The organism is Pseudomonas sp. GW822-FHT02E03, from assembly GCF_058802325.1.
On record NZ_JBXAOA010000019.1, the window covers coordinates 70,169 to 92,022 of the forward strand.

Consider the following 21,854-nt stretch of genomic DNA (forward strand, 5'->3'; position numbering starts at 1 on the left):
GACCGCGTTTTCGTTCATCGCGGGCAAGCCACGCTCCCACAGGTTTGTGGATCGTTCCCACGCTCTGCGTGGGAATGCAGCCCGGGACGCTCCGCGTCCCAAGCGGACGCAGAGCGTCCATTGAGGCATTCCCACGCAGAGCGTGGGAACGATCATCCATCAAGCGAAGATCAACGCCTCAGGCACATCCACATCCCACAACACCCCGGGATCCTCCACCGCCACCTCAACCACCCTCGCCTGCGCGAACAGCGACTTGGCGCCGTGATCACCGGTCAACGCCATCAACCCTGGACCGAAGCTTCGCCCGAACCCCACCGGATGCCCATATTGACCCTCATGTACCGGCACGCTGATCGCATCATCGGCAATATTCGCGACAACCCGCTCAATACTGGACGGCAGGATAAACGGCATATCCCCCAGCACGATGAGCCAGCCAGCGAGTTGTGAGCACGCCGCCACACCCGCCGCAATGCTGTCGCCCAGACCGGTCGACTCGATCCGCACAATCTCGCAGCCATAGGCCTGAGCCATGCGAATCACTTGTGGGCGATCCGCGGTGGTCACCAGTACGCGCTTCTCCAGCGTGGCCGGCAGATTCACCAGCACCTGCTCGATCACCGAATGCACGGTGACGCCGTCACGAGCGGTGCAGTCCACTAGCAGCTTGTCCTTATCGTCACCCGCCACCTGTCGAAACCGACTGCCCTGCCCTGCGGCCAGAACGATAACGCCGATGGAGTCGCTCATACGCCCTCCTGCAACGGCCTCTTCTGTTTCAGCTCGACGCCGTTCTTGATCGCCACAATTTCGGCCAGCAGCGACAAGGCGATTTCCGCCGGTGTATGGCTGCCGATGTGCAAACCGATCGGGCCGTGCAAGCGCTCGATGGCCTGTTGTGACAAGCCTAGCTGAGCCAGGTTGTCCCGGCGCTTCTGGCTATTGACCCGCGAACCCAGCGCACCGACATAAAACGCCTTGGAGTCCAGCGCCGTGAGCAGCGCCATGTCATCCAGGCGTGGGTCGTGGGTCAGCGCGACAATGGCTGTGCGCTCGTCGGTCTGGATGGTCAGCACCGCTTCGTCGGGCATGCCCGGGACGAAGCGACCATGTTGCTCTTCCCAGCCATAGACGAACTCGGTGCGCGGATCGCAGATCAGCACTTCGAAATCCAGCAGCCGCGCCATCTCGGCAACGTAGCGCGACAGTTGGCCGGCGCCGATCAGCAACAGCCGCCAGCGCGGACCATAAATGGCGCGCAAGGTCTGTCCGTCAAACACCAGCACATCAGTCTTGCTCGCTGGCTGCAGAATCACTTCACCGGTCGCCAGGTTCAGCTCACGCGCAACGATTTCATGGGCCTCGCAGCGCGTCAGCAATTCGGCAACCCACGCCGGATCGCCGACGCGCTCCTCGGTCAGGCGCAACGTGCCGCCGCACGGCAAACCAAACCGTGCGGCCTCCTCACGGGTGACGCCGTAGGTAATTAACTGCACCGGCGGCCCATCGGCCGGAATACGGCCATCGTGCAGCCGGGCAATCAGATCATCCTCGACGCAGCCACCGGACACCGAGCCAATCACCACGCCGTCTTCACGCAAGGCCAGCATGGCGCCAGGTGCCCGGGGCGCAGTGCCCCAGGTCTGGACCACGCTGTACAACATCACCCGCTGACCGGCGCGACGCCATTGCAGCACGCTGCGCAGGACGTTCAGATCGACGCTGTCCATCAGGCTTGCGCCTTCTGCCAGCCTTGCAGCTGATAGCGTACCGGCAGATTGCGGATGCGCTTGCCGGTGGCGGCGAAGATTGCGTTGCACAGCGCTGGCGCGATCGGCGGCACGCCCGGCTCACCGACTCCGCCCAACGGCACATCGCCCGGTGGCGTGACCAGATGCACGGCGACTTTTTTCGGCGCTAGAGACATGCGGGCCACTTCGTACATGTGGAAATTGTCCTGCTGGACCTTGCCGTCCTTGAAGCTGATTTCCCCCAGCGCCGCGTTGCCCAGCCCCATGACGCAGGCACCTTCGAACTGCGAGCGAATCCGCTCGGGGTTGATCTGCGGGCCGCAATCCACGGCGATGTCTGCCTTGTGCACGATCAGCGTGCCATCGTCTTTGACTTCCACCTCGATCACCGCCGCCACATAAGTGACAAAACTATAGTGCACCGCCAGGCCCAGACCTCGGCCCTTGGGCAACTCACGGCCCCAACCGGCCGCTTTGGCGGCGGTTTCCAGTACGGTGCGCATCCGTGCAGTGTCGATTGGATAACGCTCGGGAGATTCGCCGTAGTTCCACTCTTCACTCAAGGTGCGCGGATCGATCTGACGGTCCGGGCCGAGCAATTTGATCTGGTACTTGAGTGGATCCTGGCCAGCCTTGTGGGCCAGTTCATCGACAAAGCTCTGAATCGCAAAGCCGTGGGGAATGTTCGACACCGAGCGATACCAGCCGACCCGGGTATGGACTGTCGCTTCAGGGTTTTCCAGGCGCACGTTGGGAATCGCATAAGCCATGTTGGTAAAGCCCATGCCCAGTTCGAAAGCCGCCTCATGGTTCATGCCCGGCGCGAACAGTGCGGTGATACTCGGCGCCACCGTGCGGTGCAACCATCCGGACGGCAGGCCGTCCTTGTTCAGGCTGGCCTTCAGGTATTCGGCAGACACGGTGTGGAAATAGGAGTTGTGGATGTCGTCTTCACGGGTCCATTGCACCCGCACAGCCTTACCCGGGAACTCCTTGGCCAGGATCGCCGCTTCAACGACGAAGTCTGGCTTGGATTTGCGACCGAAACCGCCGCCGAGCAAGGTGACGTTGAACGTGACGTTATCGAATGGAATGCCGAGGCGCTCGCCGATCCGTTCGCGGGTGACTTGCGGGGCCTGGCTTGGGGCCCAGGCTTCGCACACGCCGTCCTTGAAGCGGGCGATGGCGACCATCGGTTCCATTGGCGATTGCGCCAGGTGCGGCAGGTAGTAAGAGGCTTCGAGGGTGCTGTCGGCGCTGCTCATGGCCTGGTCGATGCTGCCGGTATTGCGCACCACTTTGCCGGGTTTGAGCGACGCGGCTTCGAGTTCCTTGCGGTAGGCGATTGAGTCATAACTGGCGTTGGGGCCGTCATCCCACTCGATTTTCAGCGCTTCGCGGCCCTTGATCGCTGCCCAGGTATTGCTGGCCACCACGGCCACGCCGCCCAGAGGCTGAAATTCGGACGGCAATGGCCGGCTTTCGATTTGCAGAACCTTGATTACGCCCGGGACTTTCATCGCGGCGCTGGCATCGAAGGATTTGACCTTGCCACCGTAGACCGCTGGACGCGCGATGGTGGCGAAAAGCATGCCGTCGAAATGCACATCGGCGCCGTAGACTGCCCGGCCGTTGACGATGTCCGCACCGTCGATGGCTTTGGTGCCTTCCTTGCCGATGTAACGGAATTCCGATGGCTGCTTGAGCCGCAGGCTGTCGCGGGCCGGTACCGCCAGTGCCCCGGCAGCAGCGGCCAATGCGCCGTAGCCCAGTTCACGACCAGTCGGTTTGTGAATGACTTTATGCATTTGCGCACGACACTCGCTGACCGGCACTTTCCACTGCGCGGCGGCGGCTTGCTCAAGCATGGTCCGCGCGGCAGCACCGCAACGGCGCATCGGCTCGTACCAGTGACGCATGCTGCGCGAACCGTCAGTGTCCTGGTTACCGAAACGCACTTCGTCGCCCGGGGCCTGTTGCACTTTGACCAGCGCCCAGTCGGCGTCCAGTTCATCGGCCACCACCATGCTCAGGCTGGTGCGCACGCCCTGGCCCATTTCCGAGCGGTTGCAGACCACGGTCACGCTGCCATCGGCGGCGATGCTGACATAAACCTTAGGATCATCGATCCAGCCATTGGGCATGCCGTCGGCGCCGAACTTCTTGTCTTTTTCGGCGGCGAGCGCGTCCTGCCAACCCCAGCTGGCTGCCAGCACCAGCGCACTGGTGGCGCCCACGCCTTTGAGGAAACCACGGCGGCTGAGGTTGCTCAGCGCAAAATCATTCGGTAACCGGCTCATGCCTTGGCCTCCTTCAGGTGATTGGAGGCCTGGCGGATGGCGGTCTTGATCCGGTTGTAGGTGCCGCAACGGCAAATGTTACCGACCATTGCCTCTTCAATCTGCTCGTCGCTGGGGTTCGGATTGGTTTTCAGCAGCGCGGTGGCGGACATGATCTGCCCGCCCTGGCAGTAACCGCACTGGGCCACGGCGCTGTCGAGCCAGGCTTGCTGGACGATTTTGCCAACCGGGTCGTTGTGCAGCTCATCTATGGTAGTGACATTTTGCCCGGTCACGGAACTGATGGGCGTGATGCACGCCCGTGCGGGCTGGCCGTCGACATGAATCGTACAGGCGCCGCACAGACCCATGCCGCAGCCGAACTTCGTGCCGGGATGGCCCCCCGCCACATCGCGAATGGCCCACAGCAGTGGCATCTCGTCCGCTACATCCATTTTGTAAGGTTGACCGTTGAGAATCAGAGTATTCATGGGCACGCCCGCATAGTTATAGAGGTTATGGGGTCGAGCAATCTGTCGCCGGTTCCTTCACGCAGATCGACTCAGGCTAATGGGCTCTCTTACGCGGACGACAACGTCTGCATCGGGCCTTTGGTGGAGCAAATGCTTGCATCGTTAGGTGGCTAAGTTAACTGAGCATTAACAAAAAAGCCCTGCACATTGAAGATGTGCAGGGCTTTGGAATCAGCCTGAAAGCGTAGCCTCAATACTGATTGGGTTCCATTTCCAGGTCGACCTTGAATCGCTCCGAAATATCTTTCTGAATACGTTGCGCCAGGTTCAGCAATTGCTGGCCTGTTGCGCCGCCGTAATTGACCAGCACCAGTGCCTGTAATTTGTGTACACCGGCATCACCGTCGCGAAAGCCTTTCCAGCCGGCCCGTTCGATCAGCCAGCCCGCCGCCAGTTTCATTTGCCCGTCGGGTTGCGCGTAAGCCACCAGCTCCGGGTATTGCTCCTTGAGTTGCGCCACTAATGTCGCCGGCACCAAGGGGTTCTTGAAGAAGCTGCCGGCATTGCCGAGCACCGCCGGGTCCGGGAGCTTTTCGTTGCGAATGCTGCAAATGGCCTGGCTGACATCGGTGGCCGTCGGGTGATCGATACCCTGTTCAGTCAGGCGCTGACGCACCGGGCCGTACTCCAGATGCAGGTGTGCGGCGTGATCCAGGGCAAAACGAACGCGCAGGATCAACCACCGCCCCGGTTCCTGTTTGAACAGGCTGTCGCGGTAGGCGAAGTTGCACTCGGCCAGCGAGAAGTCGCGCAGCTCGCCGGTCTGGCGATCGAGGGCCGTCAGGCCGGCAAACACGTCTTTGATTTCGACGCCGTAAGCGCCGATGTTCTGCATCGGTGCCGCACCGACAGTGCCGGGGATCAAGCTGAGGTTTTCCAGCCCCGACAGCCCTTGCGCCAAGGTGTGCTGCACAAACGGATGCCAAGGCTCGCCGGCCTCGGCTTCAATCACGACCTTGCTGCCGTCATCACTGAGGATGCGAATCCCGCGTGTAGCCATGCGCAGTACCAGCGCCTGCACATCAGCAGTCAGCAGCAAATTGCTGCCGCCGCCGATCACCAGCACGGGCACATCATGTTCCAACCCATAGGCCAGGGCTTCGCGCACGTCAGTATCGCTATGCGCCTCGGCAAACAGCCGGGCCTGAACGTCCACACCAAAGCTGTTGTACGGCTTGAGCGAAACCTGGGGTTGAAGCTGCAAACTCATAGCCGTCCCTTCAATTCGATCACCAGCAAATCGCTGGCGCGCTCGATCAGGTCCAGTACCAGCTCGAAGCCCTGGTCGCTGTCGTGATAAGGGTCCGGCACTTCATCGATTTCCGACTGGTAGCGACGAAGGAACAGGTCCAGCTCGGCCTTGCCCTTGGCCGGTTGCAGGGCCTTGAGGTGGCGCAGATTGCTGTTGTCCATCGCCAGAATCAGGTCGTAGGTGGCGAAATCGGCGCGGGTCACTTGCTGAGCGCGCTGGGCGGACAGGTCGTAGCCGCGCAGTTTCGCCGCGGCCTGGCTGCGCTTGTCCGGGGGCTTGCCGACGTGCCAGTCACCGGTGCCGGCGGAGGCCACTTCGACTTGATCGGCCAGCCCCGCCTCACGCAGTTTGTGCCGCAATACGCCTTCGGCCGTGGGCGAACGGCAGATGTTGCCCAGGCAGACGAACAGAACCCGCATCAGGCCTCCAGCAAGCGACGAACGCGCTCGAGGTCTTCAATGGTATCGACACCGGTAGGCGGTGCGATCAGCGCATCGGCGACGTGAATCCGCACACCGTGCCAGAGCGCCCGCAGTTGCTCCAGAGACTCGGTGTTTTCCAGCCAGCACGGGCCCCAGATGACGAAGTCCTGCAGGAAACCGGCGCGATAGGCATAAATGCCGATGTGGCGGCGATACGGCACGCCTTCCGGCAATTGCTCGCGGCTCTTGGCGAACGCGTCGCGAGCCCACGGCAAAGTGGCACGACTGAACGTCAGCGCCAAGCCATTGAGGTCGCTGACCACCTTGACCACGTTGGGGTTGAACAAGGTTTCCACGTCTTCGATCGGCTCGGACAGGGTGGCCATGCGCGCTTCGGTGTGGGCGGCCAGGTTGGCGGCGACCTGATCGATCACGCTCGGCGGAATCAACGGCTCGTCACCCTGAACGTTGACCACAATGGCGTCCGGGGCCAGGCCCAGTTTCGCCGCGACTTCGGCCAGACGGTCGGTGCCGGAATTATGGTCTTCGCGCGTCAGCACCACGTCGGCACCAAAGCTTTTGCAGGCCTCGACAATGCGCGCATCGTCAGTGGCAACGACCACTTGCTGGGCACTGCTTTTGCTCGCTTGTTCCCAGACGTGCTGGATCATCGGCTTGCCGGCGATCAGCAGCAGGGGTTTGCCCGGCAGACGGGTGGAGGCATAGCGCGATGGAATGACAACGGTAAAGGCTGTGGTCATTTATCCAGACGCTCGTCGGTGGTCAGGGTGCGCGCTTCGCTTTCGAGCATCACCGGGATGCCGTCGCGAATCGGGTAGGCGAGGCCGGCGCCCTTGCTGATCAGCTCGGTTTTGTCGGCGCTGAGCTTGAGCGGGCCTTTGCAGACCGGGCAAGCGAGGATATCGAGCAATTTGGTGTCCATGAACATTCCCTGGATAGAAACGGATTTAAGGCAAAAGACGAGCCGGCAACAGGCGCATCAGCTGCGTATCGAACCAGGCCACGAAGGCCGGCGATGGCGCAGCATCGACCGCCAGGTACCACCAATCGGCGGCGGCGAAGGCACGGCACTTCACCGCGTCCTTTTCCGTCATCACCACTGGCAATGACGGTGTGAAATTCAAGGCCTGCACGCTGTACTCGGCGTGGTCGGCAAATGCATGCGGCACTGGCCGCCAGTGTAGCGTTTCGAGGGTCGTGAAGAAACGCTGGGGATTGCCGATCCCGGCCACGGCGTGAATAGCCTGGCCTGAGGGGAAGTGGTCAAGGGGCCGGCGTTCGCCGCTTTGCAGGTTCACCAGTGCCGTGGGTTGCAGCTGGAAGGCAAAACCGTCGATGCGGTCGGCCGTGGCACCGTTGTAAAGCACCGCATCGACGCTTTGCAGACGCTCGATCGGTTCGCGCAACGGCCCGGCCGGCAGGCAACGCTGGTTGCCCAGCCCCCGGGCGGCATCGATCAGCACCAGTTCCAGATGCCGGGCCAGCCGATAATGCTGCATGCCGTCGTCGGAGAGGATCAGGTCCAGCGGCTCGCTCGCCAGCAAGGCTTTGACTGCGCGGCTGCGGTCCGGATCGATCATCAGAGGCACGCCGGTGCGCTGGACGATCAGCAATGGCTCATCGCCCGCCACGTCCGCGCCTTGATCCGCCTCGACCCGCCACGGCAATTGCGCGGGTTTGGCGCCGTAACCACGGCTGACGACGCCAACGCGCAAACCGTTGCGCTGGCAATGCTGGATCATCCATAGAATCAGCGGCGTCTTGCCGGTGCCGCCCACCGTGATGTTACCGACCACGATCAACGGCACCGGCGGCTGATAGATCTCGCCCTCACCCGCCAGAAAGCGCTCGCGCTTGCCGATGACCACACGCCGATACAGCCATTCCAGAGGCTGCAGCAGCTTCAGCGCCGGATGGCCTTCGTACCACGCAGCGAGCAATCGATCGGACATGGCCATCAGGATGCCGGCGCCGCCTCGACAGTGGTCATGCGCAAGTGACTGAAACCGAGTTTGCCGGCAGCGTCCATTGCGGTGATGACGGACTGGTGGGGGGTCTTGCCATCAGCGCTGATGGACAACGGCAGGTTGGTATCGCCATTGGATTCTTTCTGGAGCGCTTCCATCAGGCTGGTCAGGTCATTCTTGGGCAACAACTGGTTGTTGACCGAGAACACCCCTTCAGCGCTGATAGCGATGTCCAGTTGCTTGGCCTGCTGGTCTTCGGCCGGGGAACCGCTGACCGCTTCCGGCAGGTCGACGCGCAACTGGGTTTCACGGGTGAAGGTGGTGGTTACAACGAAAAACAGCAGCAGGATGAACACCACGTCGATCAACGACGCGAGGTTGATGTCTATCGTTTCCCGTGGTTTACGACGGAATTTCACGCTTTACCCTCAGCCAGATCCACGTCGCGGTCACCCTGCACCACCTCAACCAGCTTGATCGCTTCCTGCTCCATGCCTACCACCAGCTCATCTATGCGGCGTTGCAGGAAGCGGTGGAAGAACACGGCCGGAATACCGACCATCAGGCCTGCAGCGGTGGTGATCAGCGCCTTGGAAATACCACCGGCCAGTACCGAGGCGTTGGTGCCCATGCCCGTGCCCATGAATGCACTGAAAATATCGATCATGCCCAGCACCGTACCCAGCAGACCCAGCAACGGGGCCATGGCAGCAATGGTGCCGAGGGCATTGATGTAGCGTTCGAGCTCGTGAATCACCCGCGCAGCGGCCTCTTCGATGCACTCTTTCATGATCTCGCGACCATGCCTGGAGTTCGCCAGACCGGCGGCCAGGATCTCGCCCAACGGAGAGTTGGCACGCAGTTCCTTGAGTTTTTCCTTATTGAGTTGTTTGTCCTTGATCCAGACCCAGACCTGCCCGAGCAAGTGCTCCGGGGTCACGCGGCTGGCACGCAGGGTCCAGAGACGCTCGGCAACGATCGCCATGGCGGCGATGGAACTCAGAATGATCGGCAGCATCATCCAGCCGCCGGATTTGACCAATTCCCACACAGTGACAGTCCCCTCGAAAAGTGCGCCACTCTAACATAGGGGGTGGACGCACCGAAGACCGCGATGTCGTATCCGGTCGGGCTTCGACAGTTCGGGTTACTGGCTGGATGGTGGCGGATCGCGCCAGAAGCGCCGTTCTTGAAGCATCGTCCACGGCGGCTTGAAGCGTCCCAGTTGCAGACGAATGGCACCTTGCTCGGCGCTGTCGTAGATCGCCACACCGCGTTTTTGATACCGCGCCACGACCGTGGGATGGGGGTGGCCGAAAGAATTGCCGTTGCCACGGGAGATCAGCACCGCGTTGGGTTGCAATGCGCTGAGCAACGCCATCGAAGATGAACTGCGACTGCCATGGTGTGGGGCCTGCAACCAATCCGTCGGCACCGCCAATGGACCGTCGAGCAGCGCCCGCTCGGCCGCGCTATCGATATCGCCAGTCAGCAGCAACCGCTCGCCATTGGCTTCGATCTGCAGCACACAGGACTTCTGATTGCTGTCGATGGCAGACGGCCACTGCCAGAGCTGAAACTTCACATCGTCCCAGGCCCATTGCCGACCGCTCTCGCAGCTCTCGGCGTGCAGTTCGTCTGGCAGGGCCTGGTGATCGCCGCTCAGTATTTGCTTCACCGGTATTCCATTGGCAATTGCTCGCGCACCGCCGGCGTGATCGGCGTCGGCATGACTGATCAGCATCAGATCGAGCCCGTTCACACCCAGTTTGTGCAATGACGGCAACACCACCCGCTCACCCAGATCGATATCGCCGAACCGTGGGCCTGCGTCATACAGCAAGGTGTGATGGCGGGTACGCACCAGGATTGCCAAACCCTGACCGACATCCAGTTGCCAGACCTCGGCCATGCCTTCAGGCAACGTGTGCCGGGGCGAAAAAACCAGTAACAGCAGCATCGGCCAGCCCAACGGGCGCAACGGCACGCCTCGCGGCAGTAACAGCAGAAAGGCGCCTAGCGTGCCGAGCGCCCATACCCACAACGGGACTGCCACCGGAACCCACGCGGGTAATTGCCCGGCGATCAACGCCAACCCCTTGAACAAAAGATCGATCAGACCGCCGGCCAACCACAGCAATCCTTCGCCCACATAAGGAACGGGCAACAACATCGTCCCAAGCAAGGCCGGCGGCAGGACAACCAGACTGACCCAGGGCACCGCCAGCAAATTGGCCAGCGGCCCGCTGAGACTGATCGGCAACCCCAACACCAACAGCAGCGGGCACAGACCGATCGCGATCAGCCATTGAGCGCGGGTCCAGGTTTGCCACCAGCGCCACGCCCCCAATCGCCCGCCAAAGGTGAAAATCAGCACCGCGACCGCCGCAAAGGACAACCAGAAACCCGGTTGCAGGCTCGCCAGCGGGTCCAGCAGCAAAACTCCATCAAGCGCCAGCAACAGCGGCCACCATGCGCCAAGGTGACGAAACCGTAGTCGCCACAACAGCACCAGACCGATCATCAGGCAGGCCCGCCGCACCGGCACCTCGAAGCCGACCAGCAACCCATAACCGAGCGCCGCCGCGAACGCCAGTCCGCATGCCCATGGCAGCCACGGCAAGCGCTTGGGCCACAAACCATAACGCGCCAACCCGGCAATCAGCAGATACACCACTCCCGCCAGCAAACCAATGTGCTGCCCGGAAATCACCAACAAATGCACGGTGCCGGTGTCTTGCAGCACCTGCCAGTCCTCACGACTCAACCCGGCGCCATCCCCCAGCACCAACGCCGTCAGCGCACCCGTTCGTCCCTGGGCATCCACCGCCTGCAAACGCTGACGGATGCCGTCGCGCCAGGCCCATTGCGCGTCCATCAGTCGCTGGCCATCCTTGACGGTCCCGGTGGCGCCGATGTGCCGGGCCAACAACCAGGCGTCGTAATCGAACCCATGCGGGTTGAGCAACCCGGCAGGACGCTTCAATTTGACCGCCAGCCGCCAATGCTCGCCGCTGTTGACGGGCGGCCCGCCATACCAGGCCAGACGCAAGTGCCGAGGCAGTCTGGTGCGACGCGACTGACTTTCCGTCAGTTCGAAACGCACTACGCCCTCGGCCTGCTGCGGTAATCCGGTCACACGACCTTCGAGCCAGCGAGTCTCGCCATCGAGCGTCGCTGCCAGGCGATCATTCAGCACCCACTGTGCATTCACGCCCGCCCAACTGAAACCAAATAGCAAGAACGCCAGGGGGAAGGTGCGAAACGGCAGCAACATCAAACCCACTACCGGCAACAACAACCACAACCCTGCCGGCGGTAATACCGGTAAAAAACGCAGCGCCAGCAAACCCAACGCCAGCGCCATCATCCCTGTGCGCATAAGCCCGTCCTTGAGAGTCCCCTCCCTAGGCTTAGCCGGTGCGCCGCACGTACGTCGTTATCAATTGTCACAAAGTCTGAATGGGCGGTTCGTAGAATCCAGACATACTTGCCGCCTGAACCGACCGAGAAGCCTTATGCCCCGGCGCTTATTCAAACGTTACATGCCAGACCCGACCAGCATCAGGGAACACAAATCCTTACGCTTTCTCGGCACCCTGCTGCATGACCCGAACCTCTGGCACCTCAATCGCCACTCCGTCGCGCGGGCCATGGCGGTCGGTCTGTTCGCGGCATTCCTGCCCGTCCCGTTGCAGATGCTGTTAGCGGCCATCCTTGCCATTGTGGTGCGCGGCAACATGCCGATTGCCGTCAGCCTGGTCTGGCTGACCAACCCGATCACCATGCCGGCGGTGTTCTTCTGTACTTACCAGACCGGCGCCTGGCTGATGGACGTCCCCGCCCGCAGCCTGCCGGATGAGCTGACCTGGGAATGGATCAGCGGCGAACTCTCGAGCCTGTGGCAACCGTTCTTGCTTGGTTCGGTGGTGACGGGGTTGGTGCTGGGTGCCCTCGCTTATTGTCTGGTGATGATGTATTGGCGCTGGTGGGTTGGGCGGCAGTGGAAGCGGCGTAAGAAAAGTCGAATGTGAGAATGTAAAACGGCCTCCGCTTGGGAGGCCGTTTTTTATTGGTCGGGGACATATCCATTGTCGCGGTGACGGCGGCTCTTTGGTTGCGTACATATCCGTTTCTGCGGTCACGGCGGCTGGTGGTTTCGTTTTTACAGCGAGTCACTTTCGAAAAGCGCGAAAGTAACCAAAGCGCTTTTTGCCCCGCCATTCGGTGCCTCGCTTAGGCTCGGCATGCCATAACGAAGGCATTGCTCCGGGGGCCCGCCGCCATCGGCCATCCATGGCCGGGGGCGGCTACCGCGGCATCCTTGCCGCGGTGCCCCCTACGCAATGCCTGCGTTCGGCCTCTGGGAAAGGGGCGGCAGATCAAGATCAAAAGCCAAAGCAACGGCAACGGCAACGGCAACGGCAACGGCAAGATCAACAGCTTCGCGAGCAGGCTCGCTCCCACAATTGGACTGGGTACATCCGGGGAAGATTGGTCGGTTGACAGGCCGCCATCGCAGGCAAGCCAGCTCCCACAGGGGATGATGTGCATCCGCAAGAGACTGGTCGGCTGTCAGGTCGCCATCGCAGGCAAGCCAGCTCCCACAGGGATCATGTACATCTGCAAGAGACTGATCGGCTGTCAGGCCGCCTTCGCAGGCAAGCCAGCTCCCACAGGGATCATGTACATCTGCAAGAGATTGGTCGGCTGTCAGGCCCCCTTCGCAGGCAAGCCAGCTCCCACAGGGATCATGTACATCTGCAAGAGACTGGTCGGCTGTCAGGCCGCCTTCGCAGGCAAGCCAGCTCCCACAGGGATGATGTACATCTGCAAGAGATTGATCGGCTGTCAGGCCCCCTTCGCAGGCAAGCCAGCTCCCACAACGGAGCGGCGTACCACGGCGCTTTTCACCACTCAACAGGCCGAGCGTTAGCTCGCCTGCAGCTTTTGATTTTGACGCACCGCCCCCTCGAGAGGCTGAGTGGAGGTTCTGCGCAGTGGGCAACCCGGCATGGATGCCGGGTTAGCCGCGCACGGCCATGGATGGCCGATCGCGGCGGGCCCACGGAGCAGGACCGGAGCGAGGGCATGCCGAGCCTGGGCGAGGCACCGAACGACAGGGGCAGAAGCGCTTTGGTTACTTTGGCGCTTTTCCAAAGTGACCCGCTGTAAGAGCGGAACCGTTAGCCGCCGTTACCGCAGTAATGGATATGTACACCATCAAAAACCACATCGCCTGACACCCAGCCTTCGCGGGCAAGCCTCGCTCCTACAAGACCTTTAGGAGCGAGGCTTGCCCGCCACGGTATAGATCAGGTACGCATCCCGCGCCCACTCACCAGCAACCGCGCACAACCGATATACAGCACAACGGTCGCTATCAGCATGAAGGTGATCGCCACGCTGATCCGGATATCCGACACACCGAGGATGCCGTAACGGAAAGCGTTGACCATGTGCAGCACCGGGTTGGCCAGCGACACGGTCTGCCAGAACGGTGGCAGCAAGCTGATCGAGTAGAACACCCCGCCCAGGTAGGTCAACGGCGTCAGTACGAACGTCGGGATGATCGAGATATCATCGAAGTTGCGCGCAAATACCGCGTTGATGAAACCCAGCAGCGAGAAAATCGTCGCCGTCAGCACCACCACCAGAACGGTCACGCCCAGGTGATGCACCTGCAATTGAGTGAAGAACAACGACAGCAGGGTCACGATGATCCCGACCATCAACCCGCGCAGCACGCCGCCCAAGGTGTAGCCAATCAGAATCGTATGCGGCGACACCGGCGACACCATCAATTCTTCGATGGAACGCTGGAACTTGCTGCCAAAGAAACTCGACACCACGTTGCCGTAGGAGTTGGTGATCACCGACATCATGATCAGCCCCGGCACGATGTACTCCATGTAGGTGAAACCACCCATGTCGCCGATCTGCCGACCGATCAGGTTGCCGAAGATCACGAAGTACAAAACCATGGTGATGGCCGGCGGCAGCAGGGTCTGCGGCCAGATCCGGGTGAAGCGCCTGACCTCACGGTAGACGATGGTATTGAGGGCAACGAGGTTAGGTTGCAGCTCGGAACTCATACCGCCACCTTCGACAGATTTTTCTCCACCAGGGACACGAACAACTCCTCGAGGCGATTGGTTTTGTTACGCAGGCTCAACACTTCGATGTTCTGCTGCGCCAATTGGGTGAACAGCGCGGTAATGCCCATGGCCTTGTCGACCTGGACTTCCAGGGTATGACTGTCGATCAGTTTGGCCGGGTAACCGAGCAACTGCGGGACCACTTGCAAGGTGTTCTTCAAATCCAGCAGGAAGGTTTCGACATGCAGTTGGCTGAGCAACTGCTTCATGCTGGTGTTCTCGACAATGGTGCCGTGGTCGATGATGCCAATGTTTCGGCACAACTGCTCAGCCTCTTCCAGATAGTGGGTGGTGAGGATGATGGTGATGCCTTTCTTGTTCAGCTCGGTGAGGAAAGTCCACATCGAGCGACGCAATTCGATGTCCACCCCCGCCGTCGGTTCGTCGAGGATCAGCAGTCGCGGTTCGTGAACCAGCGCTCGGGCGATCATCAGTCGGCGCTTCATGCCACCGGACAGAGAGCGCGACGGCACATCGCGCTTGTCCCATAGGCCCAGTTGGGTCAGGTACTGCTCGGCACGTTCCTTGGCGATTTTCGCCGGGATGCCGTAGTAACCGGCCTGGGTCACGACAATATCGAACGTCTTTTCGAACTGGTTGAAATTGAATTCCTGGGGCACCACACCAATGGAGCGCTTGAGCTGCGCAGGATTCTTGTCCAGGTCGTGACCGAAGATATTCACCGTCCCGCTGGTCTTGTTCACCAGGGTCGAGAGAATGCCGATGGTCGTGGATTTGCCGGCGCCGTTGGGGCCGAGCAAGGCGAAAAAGTCACCTTCGGCGACGTCCAGATCGATACCACTCAAGGCCTGGAAACCGTTGCCGTAGGTTTTGGTTAGCTGCCGGATGGACAGAGCGGAACTCATATCGGATTACGCACCAAGAAGGGAAGAAAGGAATAAATAAGGGCGGGCGGCGAGCAATACAACCGCGGCGCATGAGCGCAATGGTGCTTGTCGCTGCCGCACAAGTACAGTCAAGTGTGTCGATAGTGAGTATTAAGTCAACGCGGTCATGACCGCCTTCTGATAGGCCGGACGCTGTTTCAATCGCGTATACCAGGCTTGGAGATGAGGCTGCGGCGCGCGCTCGATCGGCATCTCGAACCAGGCATAAATGAAACTGCCCAGGGGAATGTCGCCCATGCCGATCTCATCGCCCGACAGATACGGTTTGGCCGCCAGCGCTTGATCGGCCATCGACAGCAGATCGTCGCACTCCTTGATCGCAGCCTTGATGGCCGGCCAGTCCTGCTGGTCTTCCGGGGTGCGCAACACGCCCCAGAACACCGTGCGGAACGGGGCGGCAAAACTTGAGGTGGTCCAGTCCATCCACTTTTCGGCAGAGGCTCGGGCTTGCAGGTCTGTCGGATACCAGGCAGTACCGCTGGCATGACGGGCCATCAGGTAACGGACGATGGTGTTGGATTCCCACAGCACAAAACCGTCGTCTTCGATCACCGGCACGCGGCCGTTGGGATTCATCGCGCGGTACTCAGGCGTGTCGACTACACCAAAGGCGCCACCGGCATCGATGGCTTCATAGGCCAGGCCCAGTTCTTCGGCCGCCCACAATGGCTTCCTGACATTCGACGAATTTTTCCGACCCCAGATCTTCAGCATGACCGCCCCTTTTTGGATGAATGCGCAGGCAGCATACGCCGGATCAGGCGCGACTCAAATCGCTCTGCATATCCCCCAGCAGCACCGGCAATTGCTCGCCGAACAGATGCGGATAGCACTTTTCCAGGTGTTCGAAAAAGAACGCTTCCGGCACATCGGTGAACTGGCCGTGATCGATCAGATATTCCATCAACTGCTCGCCGTCACGGTTGTAGGGGTGGAACACACTGTCATTGATCCCGTCGAACTCCAGCGGCGCGACATTGAACAGTTCGCAGAGTTGTTGATTGAAAGCCGGCGTGGCTTTGACCCAACGATCGTTCAGATATAACTCGGTGTAGCCGTGCATGGCGAACACATCGCTTTTGAGCAGTTCGAGCAGACGAGGCGTCGACAGATGATTACGCACATCTGCCAGACCGATACGCGCCGGGATCCCGCAATGCCGGGCTACACCTGCCAACAGCGTGGCTTTGGGCACGCAATAACTCTCCCCCGCCGCCAGCGCATAGCTGCCGCGCAAGGTTTCTGGGTCGCGGCTGAAGGTGTAAGGGTTGTAGCGTACGGCCTCGCGCACCGCGTAATAGAGATTGATCGCCTGTTCGAGCGGATCGCGCCCGGCGCCACGATGTTTTTCGGCGAACGCCATCACCGAGGGATGGTCACTGTCGATGAAGCGGCCGGGGCTCAGATACGCATGCATGGCAACAATCTCCAGGGGGAAGCCACGAGTCTAGCGACACCTTCAGCACAGAGATAACGACGTTTCGGCCAAAGATCAGCGTTTACCGCGCTGTCGATAACAGCGCTTAACCGTCCGCCCTCGAAATAACTGACGAATTTCAGCCGTTGCTTCCTACACGCTCAGACTCATGCTCTGGCCCCCCACTTTTATGGATGCCGTCTAAGCTCTGAAAGTGGTTTTGCCCCTGGCTTCATGGAGAATTGAATATGTTGCTGTTGTGGATACTGGTTCTGGTGGTCGGGATTGCCTACCTGGCACATCGCCGCACCGCGCCTCTGCCCGCCTTGGGCATCATTGCGGCCTATCTGCTGGCGATGGGCATCTTCAGCCATGCCCCCGTCTGGCTCATGCTGATTTTCTGGGTGCTGCTCGCAGTCGTGGCCGCTTTCCTGTTGCTGCCGGATCTACGCCGAAAACTCTTCACGGCGCCAATATTTGGCTGGTTTCAAAAAAACCTGCCGCCGATGTCGCAAACCGAACGTGAAGCCATTGAAGCTGGCACGGTCTGGTGGGACGGCGAGTTGTTCAACGGCCGCCCGGACTGGAACAAGCTGCTGGCCTATCCAAAAGCGCAGCTGAGCGAAGAGGAACAAGCGTTCATCGATGGCCCGACCGAAGAGCTCTGCGCCATGGTCAGCGATTGGCAGATCAGCCAGTTGATGGATCTGCCGCCCAAGGCTTGGGATCACATTAAACAACATGGCTTTTTTGCCCTGATCATCCCCAAGGAATACGGTGGCAAAGGCTTCTCGGCTTATGCGCACTCCCAGGTAGCGATGAAACTGGCCACCCGCAGCGGCGACCTGGCCTCGACCGTCATGGTGCCCAATTCCCTCGGCCCGGCGGAACTGCTGCTGCATTACGGCACCGACGAACAACGCAATCACTACCTGCCACGGCTGGCACGCGGCGACGATATCCCCTGCTTTGCCCTGACAGGCCCGATGGCGGGCTCCAACGTCGGCGGGATGACCGACACCGGGGTGATCTGCAAAGGTGAATGGGAAGGCAAGGAAACCCTCGGCCTGCGTCTGAACTGGGAAAAACGCTACATCACCCTCGGCCCGGTGGCGACCTTGATCGGCCTGGCGTTCAAGGCTTATGACCCGGACCATTTACTGGGCGACAAAGTCGACCTGGGGATCAGTCTCGCCTTGATTCCAACCCAGACCCCCGGTGTAGAAATAGGTCGGCGTCACCTGCCGCTGGGCGCCTCATTCATGAACGGCCCGAACTCCGGCAAGGATGTATTCGTACCGCTGGAATTCATCATTGGCGGTCAGGAGATGCTCGGCGAGGGCTGGATGATGCTGATGAACTGCCTGTCGGTCGGGCGTTCCATTTCGCTGCCTGCCATCGGTACCGCTGCGGGCAAGTTCACCAGTCTGGTGACGGGCCAATACGCGCAGGTTCGCGAACAATTCAACGCACCGCTGTCAGCCTTCGAAGGGATTCAGGAAGCACTGGCGCGGATCGGCGGCAGTACCTGGCTGATGGACAGCGCACGGATGCTCACCGCCAACGCGGTCGATCTCGGTGAAAAGCCGTCGGTACCTTCGGCCATTATCAAATACCACCTCTCCGAACGCGGCCGCGAATGCATCAGCCACGCCATGGATGTTCACGGCGGCAGGGCCATCATCATGGGCCCGAACAACTACCTGGCGCGTAGCTGGCAAGGTGCGCCCATTTCCGTCACGGTCGAAGGTGCGAACATCCTCACACGCAATTTGATGATCTTCGGCCAGGGCGCTATTCGCTGCCATCCGTTCGTGCTCAAGGAAATGGCCCTCGCCCACCGCGAAGACAAACAACAGGCACTGATCGAGTTCGACGCACTGCTGCTCGACCACATTGGTTTTGCCGTGAGCAACGCCGCCAGCACGCTGGTGCTGAACCTCGGCCTCGGGCATTTTGAACACATGCCCGGGGACAAGCTCAGCCAAGGCTATTTCCGTGCCCTCAACCGTCAAGCCGCGGCCTTTGCGCTGCTTGCAGACCTGAGCATGATGCTGCTGGGCGGCGAACTGAAACGCCGCGAACGGCTGTCCGCACGTCTGGGCGATGTACTCAGCTACCTGTATCTGGCCTCCGGCGCACTCAAGCGTTATCACGATCTCGATTCGCCGGAGCATATGCGTCCGCTAGTCGCCTGGGCCATGGAAGAGAGCCTCGGCCAGTCCGAACGTGCGCTGGACGAACTGCTGACCAACTTCCCGAACAAGGTACTTGGATGCCTGCTGCGGGTGATGGTGTTCCCGTTCGGTCGTCGCCACAGAGGCCCGTCGGACAAGCTGGCGGCCGAAGTTGCAGCCGTCACCGGCCGCGCCAAGGGCGACCCAACCCTTGAGGAGTTACTGGGCGGCTGCTATCGCCCGCAATCGCCAGAGGATTCGGTCGGCGCCCTGCAGCACGCCTGCGACTTGTTGAACGCTGCCAAGCCGCTACAGAAAAAACTCAATACCGCACTGAGAAGTCGCCAGGTCAAACCCACCATCGGAGAATCGGCCATCGATGCCGCCCTGGAGGCTGGTGTCTTGCAACCACTTGAAGCCCAGACCTTGCGCGAGGCAGAAGCGGCGCGACGCAAGGTGATCGATGTCGATGATTTCGATCCAAAGGAGTTGGTATTGGCCAAAGGCAAGGTCCGCTGATCCGGCGGACCCTGTGTCTTGCATGGGGCTCTTTAATATGTGAAAAGGGGCTCAGGAGCTTTATACTCCTGCGCCCGTTTTGCTCTTGAGGACTTATCTCGTGTCCAATGTCGTTGCCGATCATCTCGTCTTGCTCGACCACCTGCGCAGCATCCTGGTCGCTGTAGGTGAGGCCGAACAGGTTCCCGAAGAAAGCCATGCCTTGTTCCTGGAGCGCTTCGACGAACTGCGTGCATTGCTGCCGGTCGACCCGATCGAAAGCCAATACCTGGGCCAGGACATCCTGTGTCAGGTGATCACTCGCTACCCGCAAATCGCCCACCTGGTCCCGCGCGACCTGCTGTGGTACTTCGCCGGCGACTGCCTGCATTACATGCCCGATGATGAAATCGACCTGTACCAGGCCCTTGAAGAACGTCGCTTCGAAGCCGAACAGAACGACGAACCGTTCGACTGGAATCAGGAAAAACAGCTACTGGCGATGTCGAACCAGGACAGCAAGCACTGATCCCACTGTCAGCAAATGCAAAGGCCCGCATGGTTATTCATGCGGGCCTTTTTTTTGTGGCATTTGCCGAGTGATGTGGTGTTTGGGCTGCCGTCTTCGCGAGCAAGCCCGCTCCCACATTTGATCTTCAGTGGACACAGATTCTGTGTACGAGAGAAATCCACTGTGGGAGCGGGCTTGCTCGCGAAAGGGCTCTTCAGAGCAACCCATCACTCTCGGGCAACTCATACTCTGCCGCGACCTTGCCCAACGCACCCGGCTTGTCCGGCCTGCTCAAGGTCGGTTCCTTCTCCAGACACTCCACCAGGTAGTCGATGAGCACCCGTAACTTGGGCGGTAGATAGCGGGTGGGCGAATGCAGCAGCCAGGCGCCTCCGTGGTAGGACGCCAGAAAAGTCCAGTCCGGCAAAACCTGCACGATCAGCCCTTGTTCCAGCGCATAACGGGCGGTGAAGTACGGCAGGCTGCCGATTCCAATGTGTTGCAATACCGCGCCCAGTCGCACGCCCGTGTGATTGGCGGCATAACGGCCGCGCACGCCGACAGTCACGGCTTTGCTGCCTTTCTTGAATTTCCAGCGCGCATCGCTCGGGGTTTCCCCCAGATAGATACAGCTGTGGTTGAGCAAGTCGTGGGGATGAGTCGGGGTGCCGTGTTCGGCCAGGTACTGCGGCGTTGCACAGAGTAGATGATCGATGGTCAGCAACTGCCGCCCCACCAGCCCCGCGGGCGGGCGGTCGGTAATACGGATCGCCAGATCGACGTTGTCGTCGATCAAATCCACCTGACGGTCCTCGAGCAACAACTCCACATTCACTTTGGGATAGCGCCGCAGAAATTCGGGCATGTGCGGATGAATCACGAATCGCCCGACGGCCTTGGGCACGCTGACACGCACCAGCCCTTCCGCCTCATGGGTGAACTGACCGCTGATTTCCATCACCGACTTCGCCGCGCTGACCATCTCCTGGCAACGCTTGAACACCTCCTCGCCACCGTCACTCAGGCGCAGCTTGCGCGTGGTTCGCTGCAGCAGCCGCGTGGCGAGTGCCTTCTCCAGCCGCGAAATGCTGCGACTTACCGCCGAGGGGGAAGAACCTAATTGGCGTGCCGCTTCGGAGAAACTGCCGGTCTCGACAACCTTGACGAAAATCGCCATTTCACCGAGCAGCGGCAGGGGAAGATTTATGCTCACAGCGCAACAGTCCTTTGATGATTGAACGGATTATCACGCAATTCCACGGTTCATATAATAAAAATAGAAACTTTAATAAGGGCATGGAATATGACGCTTCGCCTCTTTTTCCATAGTGATGACCTCAAGGCCAATGTGGAAGTCCTGGATTGCACGCCCTACGAGAACGAATTCGCAGTAGTGCTGCGCGCCACACTGTTTCACCCCCAAGGCGGTGGGCAACCCTGGGATACCGGCTGGATCGGTGAAAGCCAGGTGCTGCGCGTGGTTCAGGATCCGGACCGGATCATCCATTTCGTCGACCACCCGGTAAAACTCGGCATGACCCAGATTCGGGTCGACGAGCAACGCCGTCAGTTCAATACGCGCATGCATTCGGCGGGGCACCTGATTGGTCACTTCGTCCAGGCGATGGGCTGGATGCCGATCAAGGCTCATCACTGGCCCGATGAAGGACGCGTTCAGTTCAAACCGGGTGATAGCGCGCAGGAGGTCGATGCGCAGACGATTCAGCACGGCATCAAGCAATGGATCGCCCATGACCTGCCGCGCCTGACGTCGTTGCGCGAAGGCGCCCGGGAAATCGGTTTCGGTGAACTGCCCGCCTACGGTTGCGGCGGCACCCATGTACGGAGCCTGAAGGATTTGGGCACGGTCACGATCGCTTCCCTTTCACAGAAAAAGGGAACGCTGTCAGTCCACTACAGCGTGGACTGAACATTTGGGCGATGTCGGCCCCGTCAT

At 60.5% G+C, this 21,854-nt stretch carries 21 protein-coding genes; 4 read left to right on the forward strand and 17 right to left on the reverse strand.

Annotation, left to right across the window (positions count from 1 at the left end; translation table 11 throughout):
- Positions 1–159 precede the first annotated feature (159 nt).
- The 12 genes from AC1RQB_RS16120 to AC1RQB_RS16175 all read right to left on the reverse strand — a co-directional run bounded on the left by AC1RQB_RS16120 (position 160) and on the right by AC1RQB_RS16175 (position 11,610).
- Positions 160–753 (reverse strand): nucleotidyltransferase family protein, encoded by a 594-nt coding sequence (locus AC1RQB_RS16120; protein ID WP_063341217.1) that lies wholly within the window; start codon positions 751–753, stop codon positions 160–162.
- Positions 750–1,733, reverse strand: a complete 984-nt coding sequence (locus AC1RQB_RS16125) for an XdhC family protein (protein WP_063341218.1) — start codon at positions 1,731–1,733, stop codon at positions 750–752. The genes AC1RQB_RS16120 and AC1RQB_RS16125 overlap by 4 nt, the downstream gene beginning before the upstream one ends.
- Entirely contained in the window at positions 1,733–4,054 is a 2,322-nt protein-coding gene (locus AC1RQB_RS16130) for a xanthine dehydrogenase family protein molybdopterin-binding subunit (RefSeq protein ID WP_063341219.1), read from the reverse strand. The genes AC1RQB_RS16125 and AC1RQB_RS16130 overlap by 1 nt, the downstream gene beginning before the upstream one ends.
- Complete coding sequence (locus AC1RQB_RS16135) at positions 4,051–4,524, reverse strand: (2Fe-2S)-binding protein (protein WP_063341220.1); 474 nt, start codon at positions 4,522–4,524, stop codon at positions 4,051–4,053. Before AC1RQB_RS16135 ends, AC1RQB_RS16130 begins: the two co-directional genes overlap by 4 nt.
- A 232-nt stretch (positions 4,525–4,756) precedes the next feature.
- Positions 4,757–5,776 (reverse strand): UDP-N-acetylmuramate dehydrogenase, encoded by a 1,020-nt coding sequence (gene murB / locus AC1RQB_RS16140; protein ID WP_063341221.1) that lies wholly within the window; start codon positions 5,774–5,776, stop codon positions 4,757–4,759.
- On the reverse strand, positions 5,773–6,237 hold the full coding sequence (locus AC1RQB_RS16145) for a low molecular weight protein-tyrosine-phosphatase (RefSeq protein ID WP_007904041.1): 465 nt from the start codon (positions 6,235–6,237) through the stop codon (positions 5,773–5,775). Before AC1RQB_RS16145 ends, murB begins: the two co-directional genes overlap by 4 nt.
- Positions 6,237–7,001: a 3-deoxy-manno-octulosonate cytidylyltransferase gene (kdsB, locus tag AC1RQB_RS16150; RefSeq protein ID WP_063341222.1), complete on the reverse strand. Its 765-nt coding sequence runs from the start codon at positions 6,999–7,001 to the stop codon at positions 6,237–6,239. Before kdsB ends, AC1RQB_RS16145 begins: the two co-directional genes overlap by 1 nt.
- The gene (locus AC1RQB_RS16155; RefSeq protein ID WP_003179363.1) at positions 6,998–7,183 is read right to left on the reverse strand and encodes a Trm112 family protein; all 186 of its coding nucleotides are present in this window, start codon (positions 7,181–7,183) and stop codon (positions 6,998–7,000) included. The genes kdsB and AC1RQB_RS16155 overlap by 4 nt, the downstream gene beginning before the upstream one ends.
- A 25-nt stretch (positions 7,184–7,208) precedes the next feature.
- Positions 7,209–8,219, reverse strand: coding sequence for a tetraacyldisaccharide 4'-kinase (gene lpxK, locus AC1RQB_RS16160; RefSeq protein WP_008067749.1), 1,011 nt, complete (start codon positions 8,217–8,219; stop codon positions 7,209–7,211).
- Complete coding sequence (locus AC1RQB_RS16165; RefSeq protein ID WP_007904055.1) at positions 8,219–8,647, reverse strand: ExbD/TolR family protein; 429 nt, start codon at positions 8,645–8,647, stop codon at positions 8,219–8,221. The genes lpxK and AC1RQB_RS16165 overlap by 1 nt, the downstream gene beginning before the upstream one ends.
- Entirely contained in the window at positions 8,644–9,279 is a 636-nt protein-coding gene (locus tag AC1RQB_RS16170) for a MotA/TolQ/ExbB proton channel family protein (RefSeq protein WP_008067747.1), read from the reverse strand. Before AC1RQB_RS16170 ends, AC1RQB_RS16165 begins: the two co-directional genes overlap by 4 nt.
- 96 nt (positions 9,280–9,375) lie before the next feature.
- Positions 9,376–11,610, reverse strand: coding sequence for a DNA internalization-related competence protein ComEC/Rec2 (locus tag AC1RQB_RS16175; RefSeq protein WP_063341223.1), 2,235 nt, complete (start codon positions 11,608–11,610; stop codon positions 9,376–9,378).
- Between the two features lie 136 nt (positions 11,611–11,746).
- On the opposite strand from AC1RQB_RS16175, the gene AC1RQB_RS16180 reads away from it, so the two are divergent.
- Entirely contained in the window at positions 11,747–12,262 is a 516-nt protein-coding gene (locus tag AC1RQB_RS16180) for a DUF2062 domain-containing protein (RefSeq protein WP_008067743.1), read from the forward strand.
- A gap of 1,281 nt (positions 12,263–13,543) precedes the next feature.
- Here the strand turns inward: AC1RQB_RS16180 and AC1RQB_RS16185 are convergent.
- The 4 genes from AC1RQB_RS16185 to AC1RQB_RS16200 all read right to left on the reverse strand — a co-directional run bounded on the left by AC1RQB_RS16185 (position 13,544) and on the right by AC1RQB_RS16200 (position 16,711).
- Positions 13,544–14,323 (reverse strand): ABC transporter permease, encoded by a 780-nt coding sequence (locus AC1RQB_RS16185; RefSeq protein WP_008070196.1) that lies wholly within the window; start codon positions 14,321–14,323, stop codon positions 13,544–13,546.
- Positions 14,320–15,252 carry an ABC transporter ATP-binding protein gene (locus AC1RQB_RS16190; RefSeq protein WP_007905222.1) on the reverse strand — a complete coding sequence of 311 codons (933 nt, stop codon included), beginning with the start codon at positions 15,250–15,252 and terminating at the stop codon, positions 14,320–14,322. Before AC1RQB_RS16190 ends, AC1RQB_RS16185 begins: the two co-directional genes overlap by 4 nt.
- 132 nt (positions 15,253–15,384) lie before the next feature.
- Positions 15,385–16,008 carry a glutathione S-transferase family protein gene (locus tag AC1RQB_RS16195; RefSeq protein ID WP_063341225.1) on the reverse strand — a complete coding sequence of 208 codons (624 nt, stop codon included), beginning with the start codon at positions 16,006–16,008 and terminating at the stop codon, positions 15,385–15,387.
- Positions 16,009–16,051: 43 nt separating this feature from the next.
- A complete protein-coding gene (locus AC1RQB_RS16200; RefSeq protein WP_063341226.1) occupies positions 16,052–16,711 on the reverse strand; it encodes a transglutaminase-like domain-containing protein in 660 nt (219 codons plus the stop codon).
- 248 nt (positions 16,712–16,959) lie between these two features.
- Here AC1RQB_RS16200 and AC1RQB_RS16205 point away from each other — a divergent pair, with 248 nt between their 5' ends.
- Positions 16,960–19,407, forward strand: coding sequence for an acyl-CoA dehydrogenase (locus tag AC1RQB_RS16205; RefSeq protein WP_207267256.1), 2,448 nt, complete (start codon positions 16,960–16,962; stop codon positions 19,405–19,407).
- A 100-nt stretch (positions 19,408–19,507) separates the two neighbouring features.
- Positions 19,508–19,915 (forward strand): PA2817 family protein, encoded by a 408-nt coding sequence (locus AC1RQB_RS16210; protein ID WP_007905217.1) that lies wholly within the window; start codon positions 19,508–19,510, stop codon positions 19,913–19,915.
- A gap of 196 nt (positions 19,916–20,111) precedes the next feature.
- Here AC1RQB_RS16210 and AC1RQB_RS16215 read toward each other — a convergent pair whose 3' ends face one another.
- Positions 20,112–21,110, reverse strand: a complete 999-nt coding sequence (locus AC1RQB_RS16215) for a LysR family transcriptional regulator (RefSeq protein WP_063341227.1) — start codon at positions 21,108–21,110, stop codon at positions 20,112–20,114.
- Positions 21,111–21,200: 90 nt separating this feature from the next.
- On the opposite strand from AC1RQB_RS16215, the gene AC1RQB_RS16220 reads away from it, so the two are divergent.
- Positions 21,201–21,827, forward strand: a complete 627-nt coding sequence (locus AC1RQB_RS16220) for an alanyl-tRNA editing protein (protein ID WP_063341228.1) — start codon at positions 21,201–21,203, stop codon at positions 21,825–21,827.
- Positions 21,828–21,854: the final 27 nt, after the last annotated feature.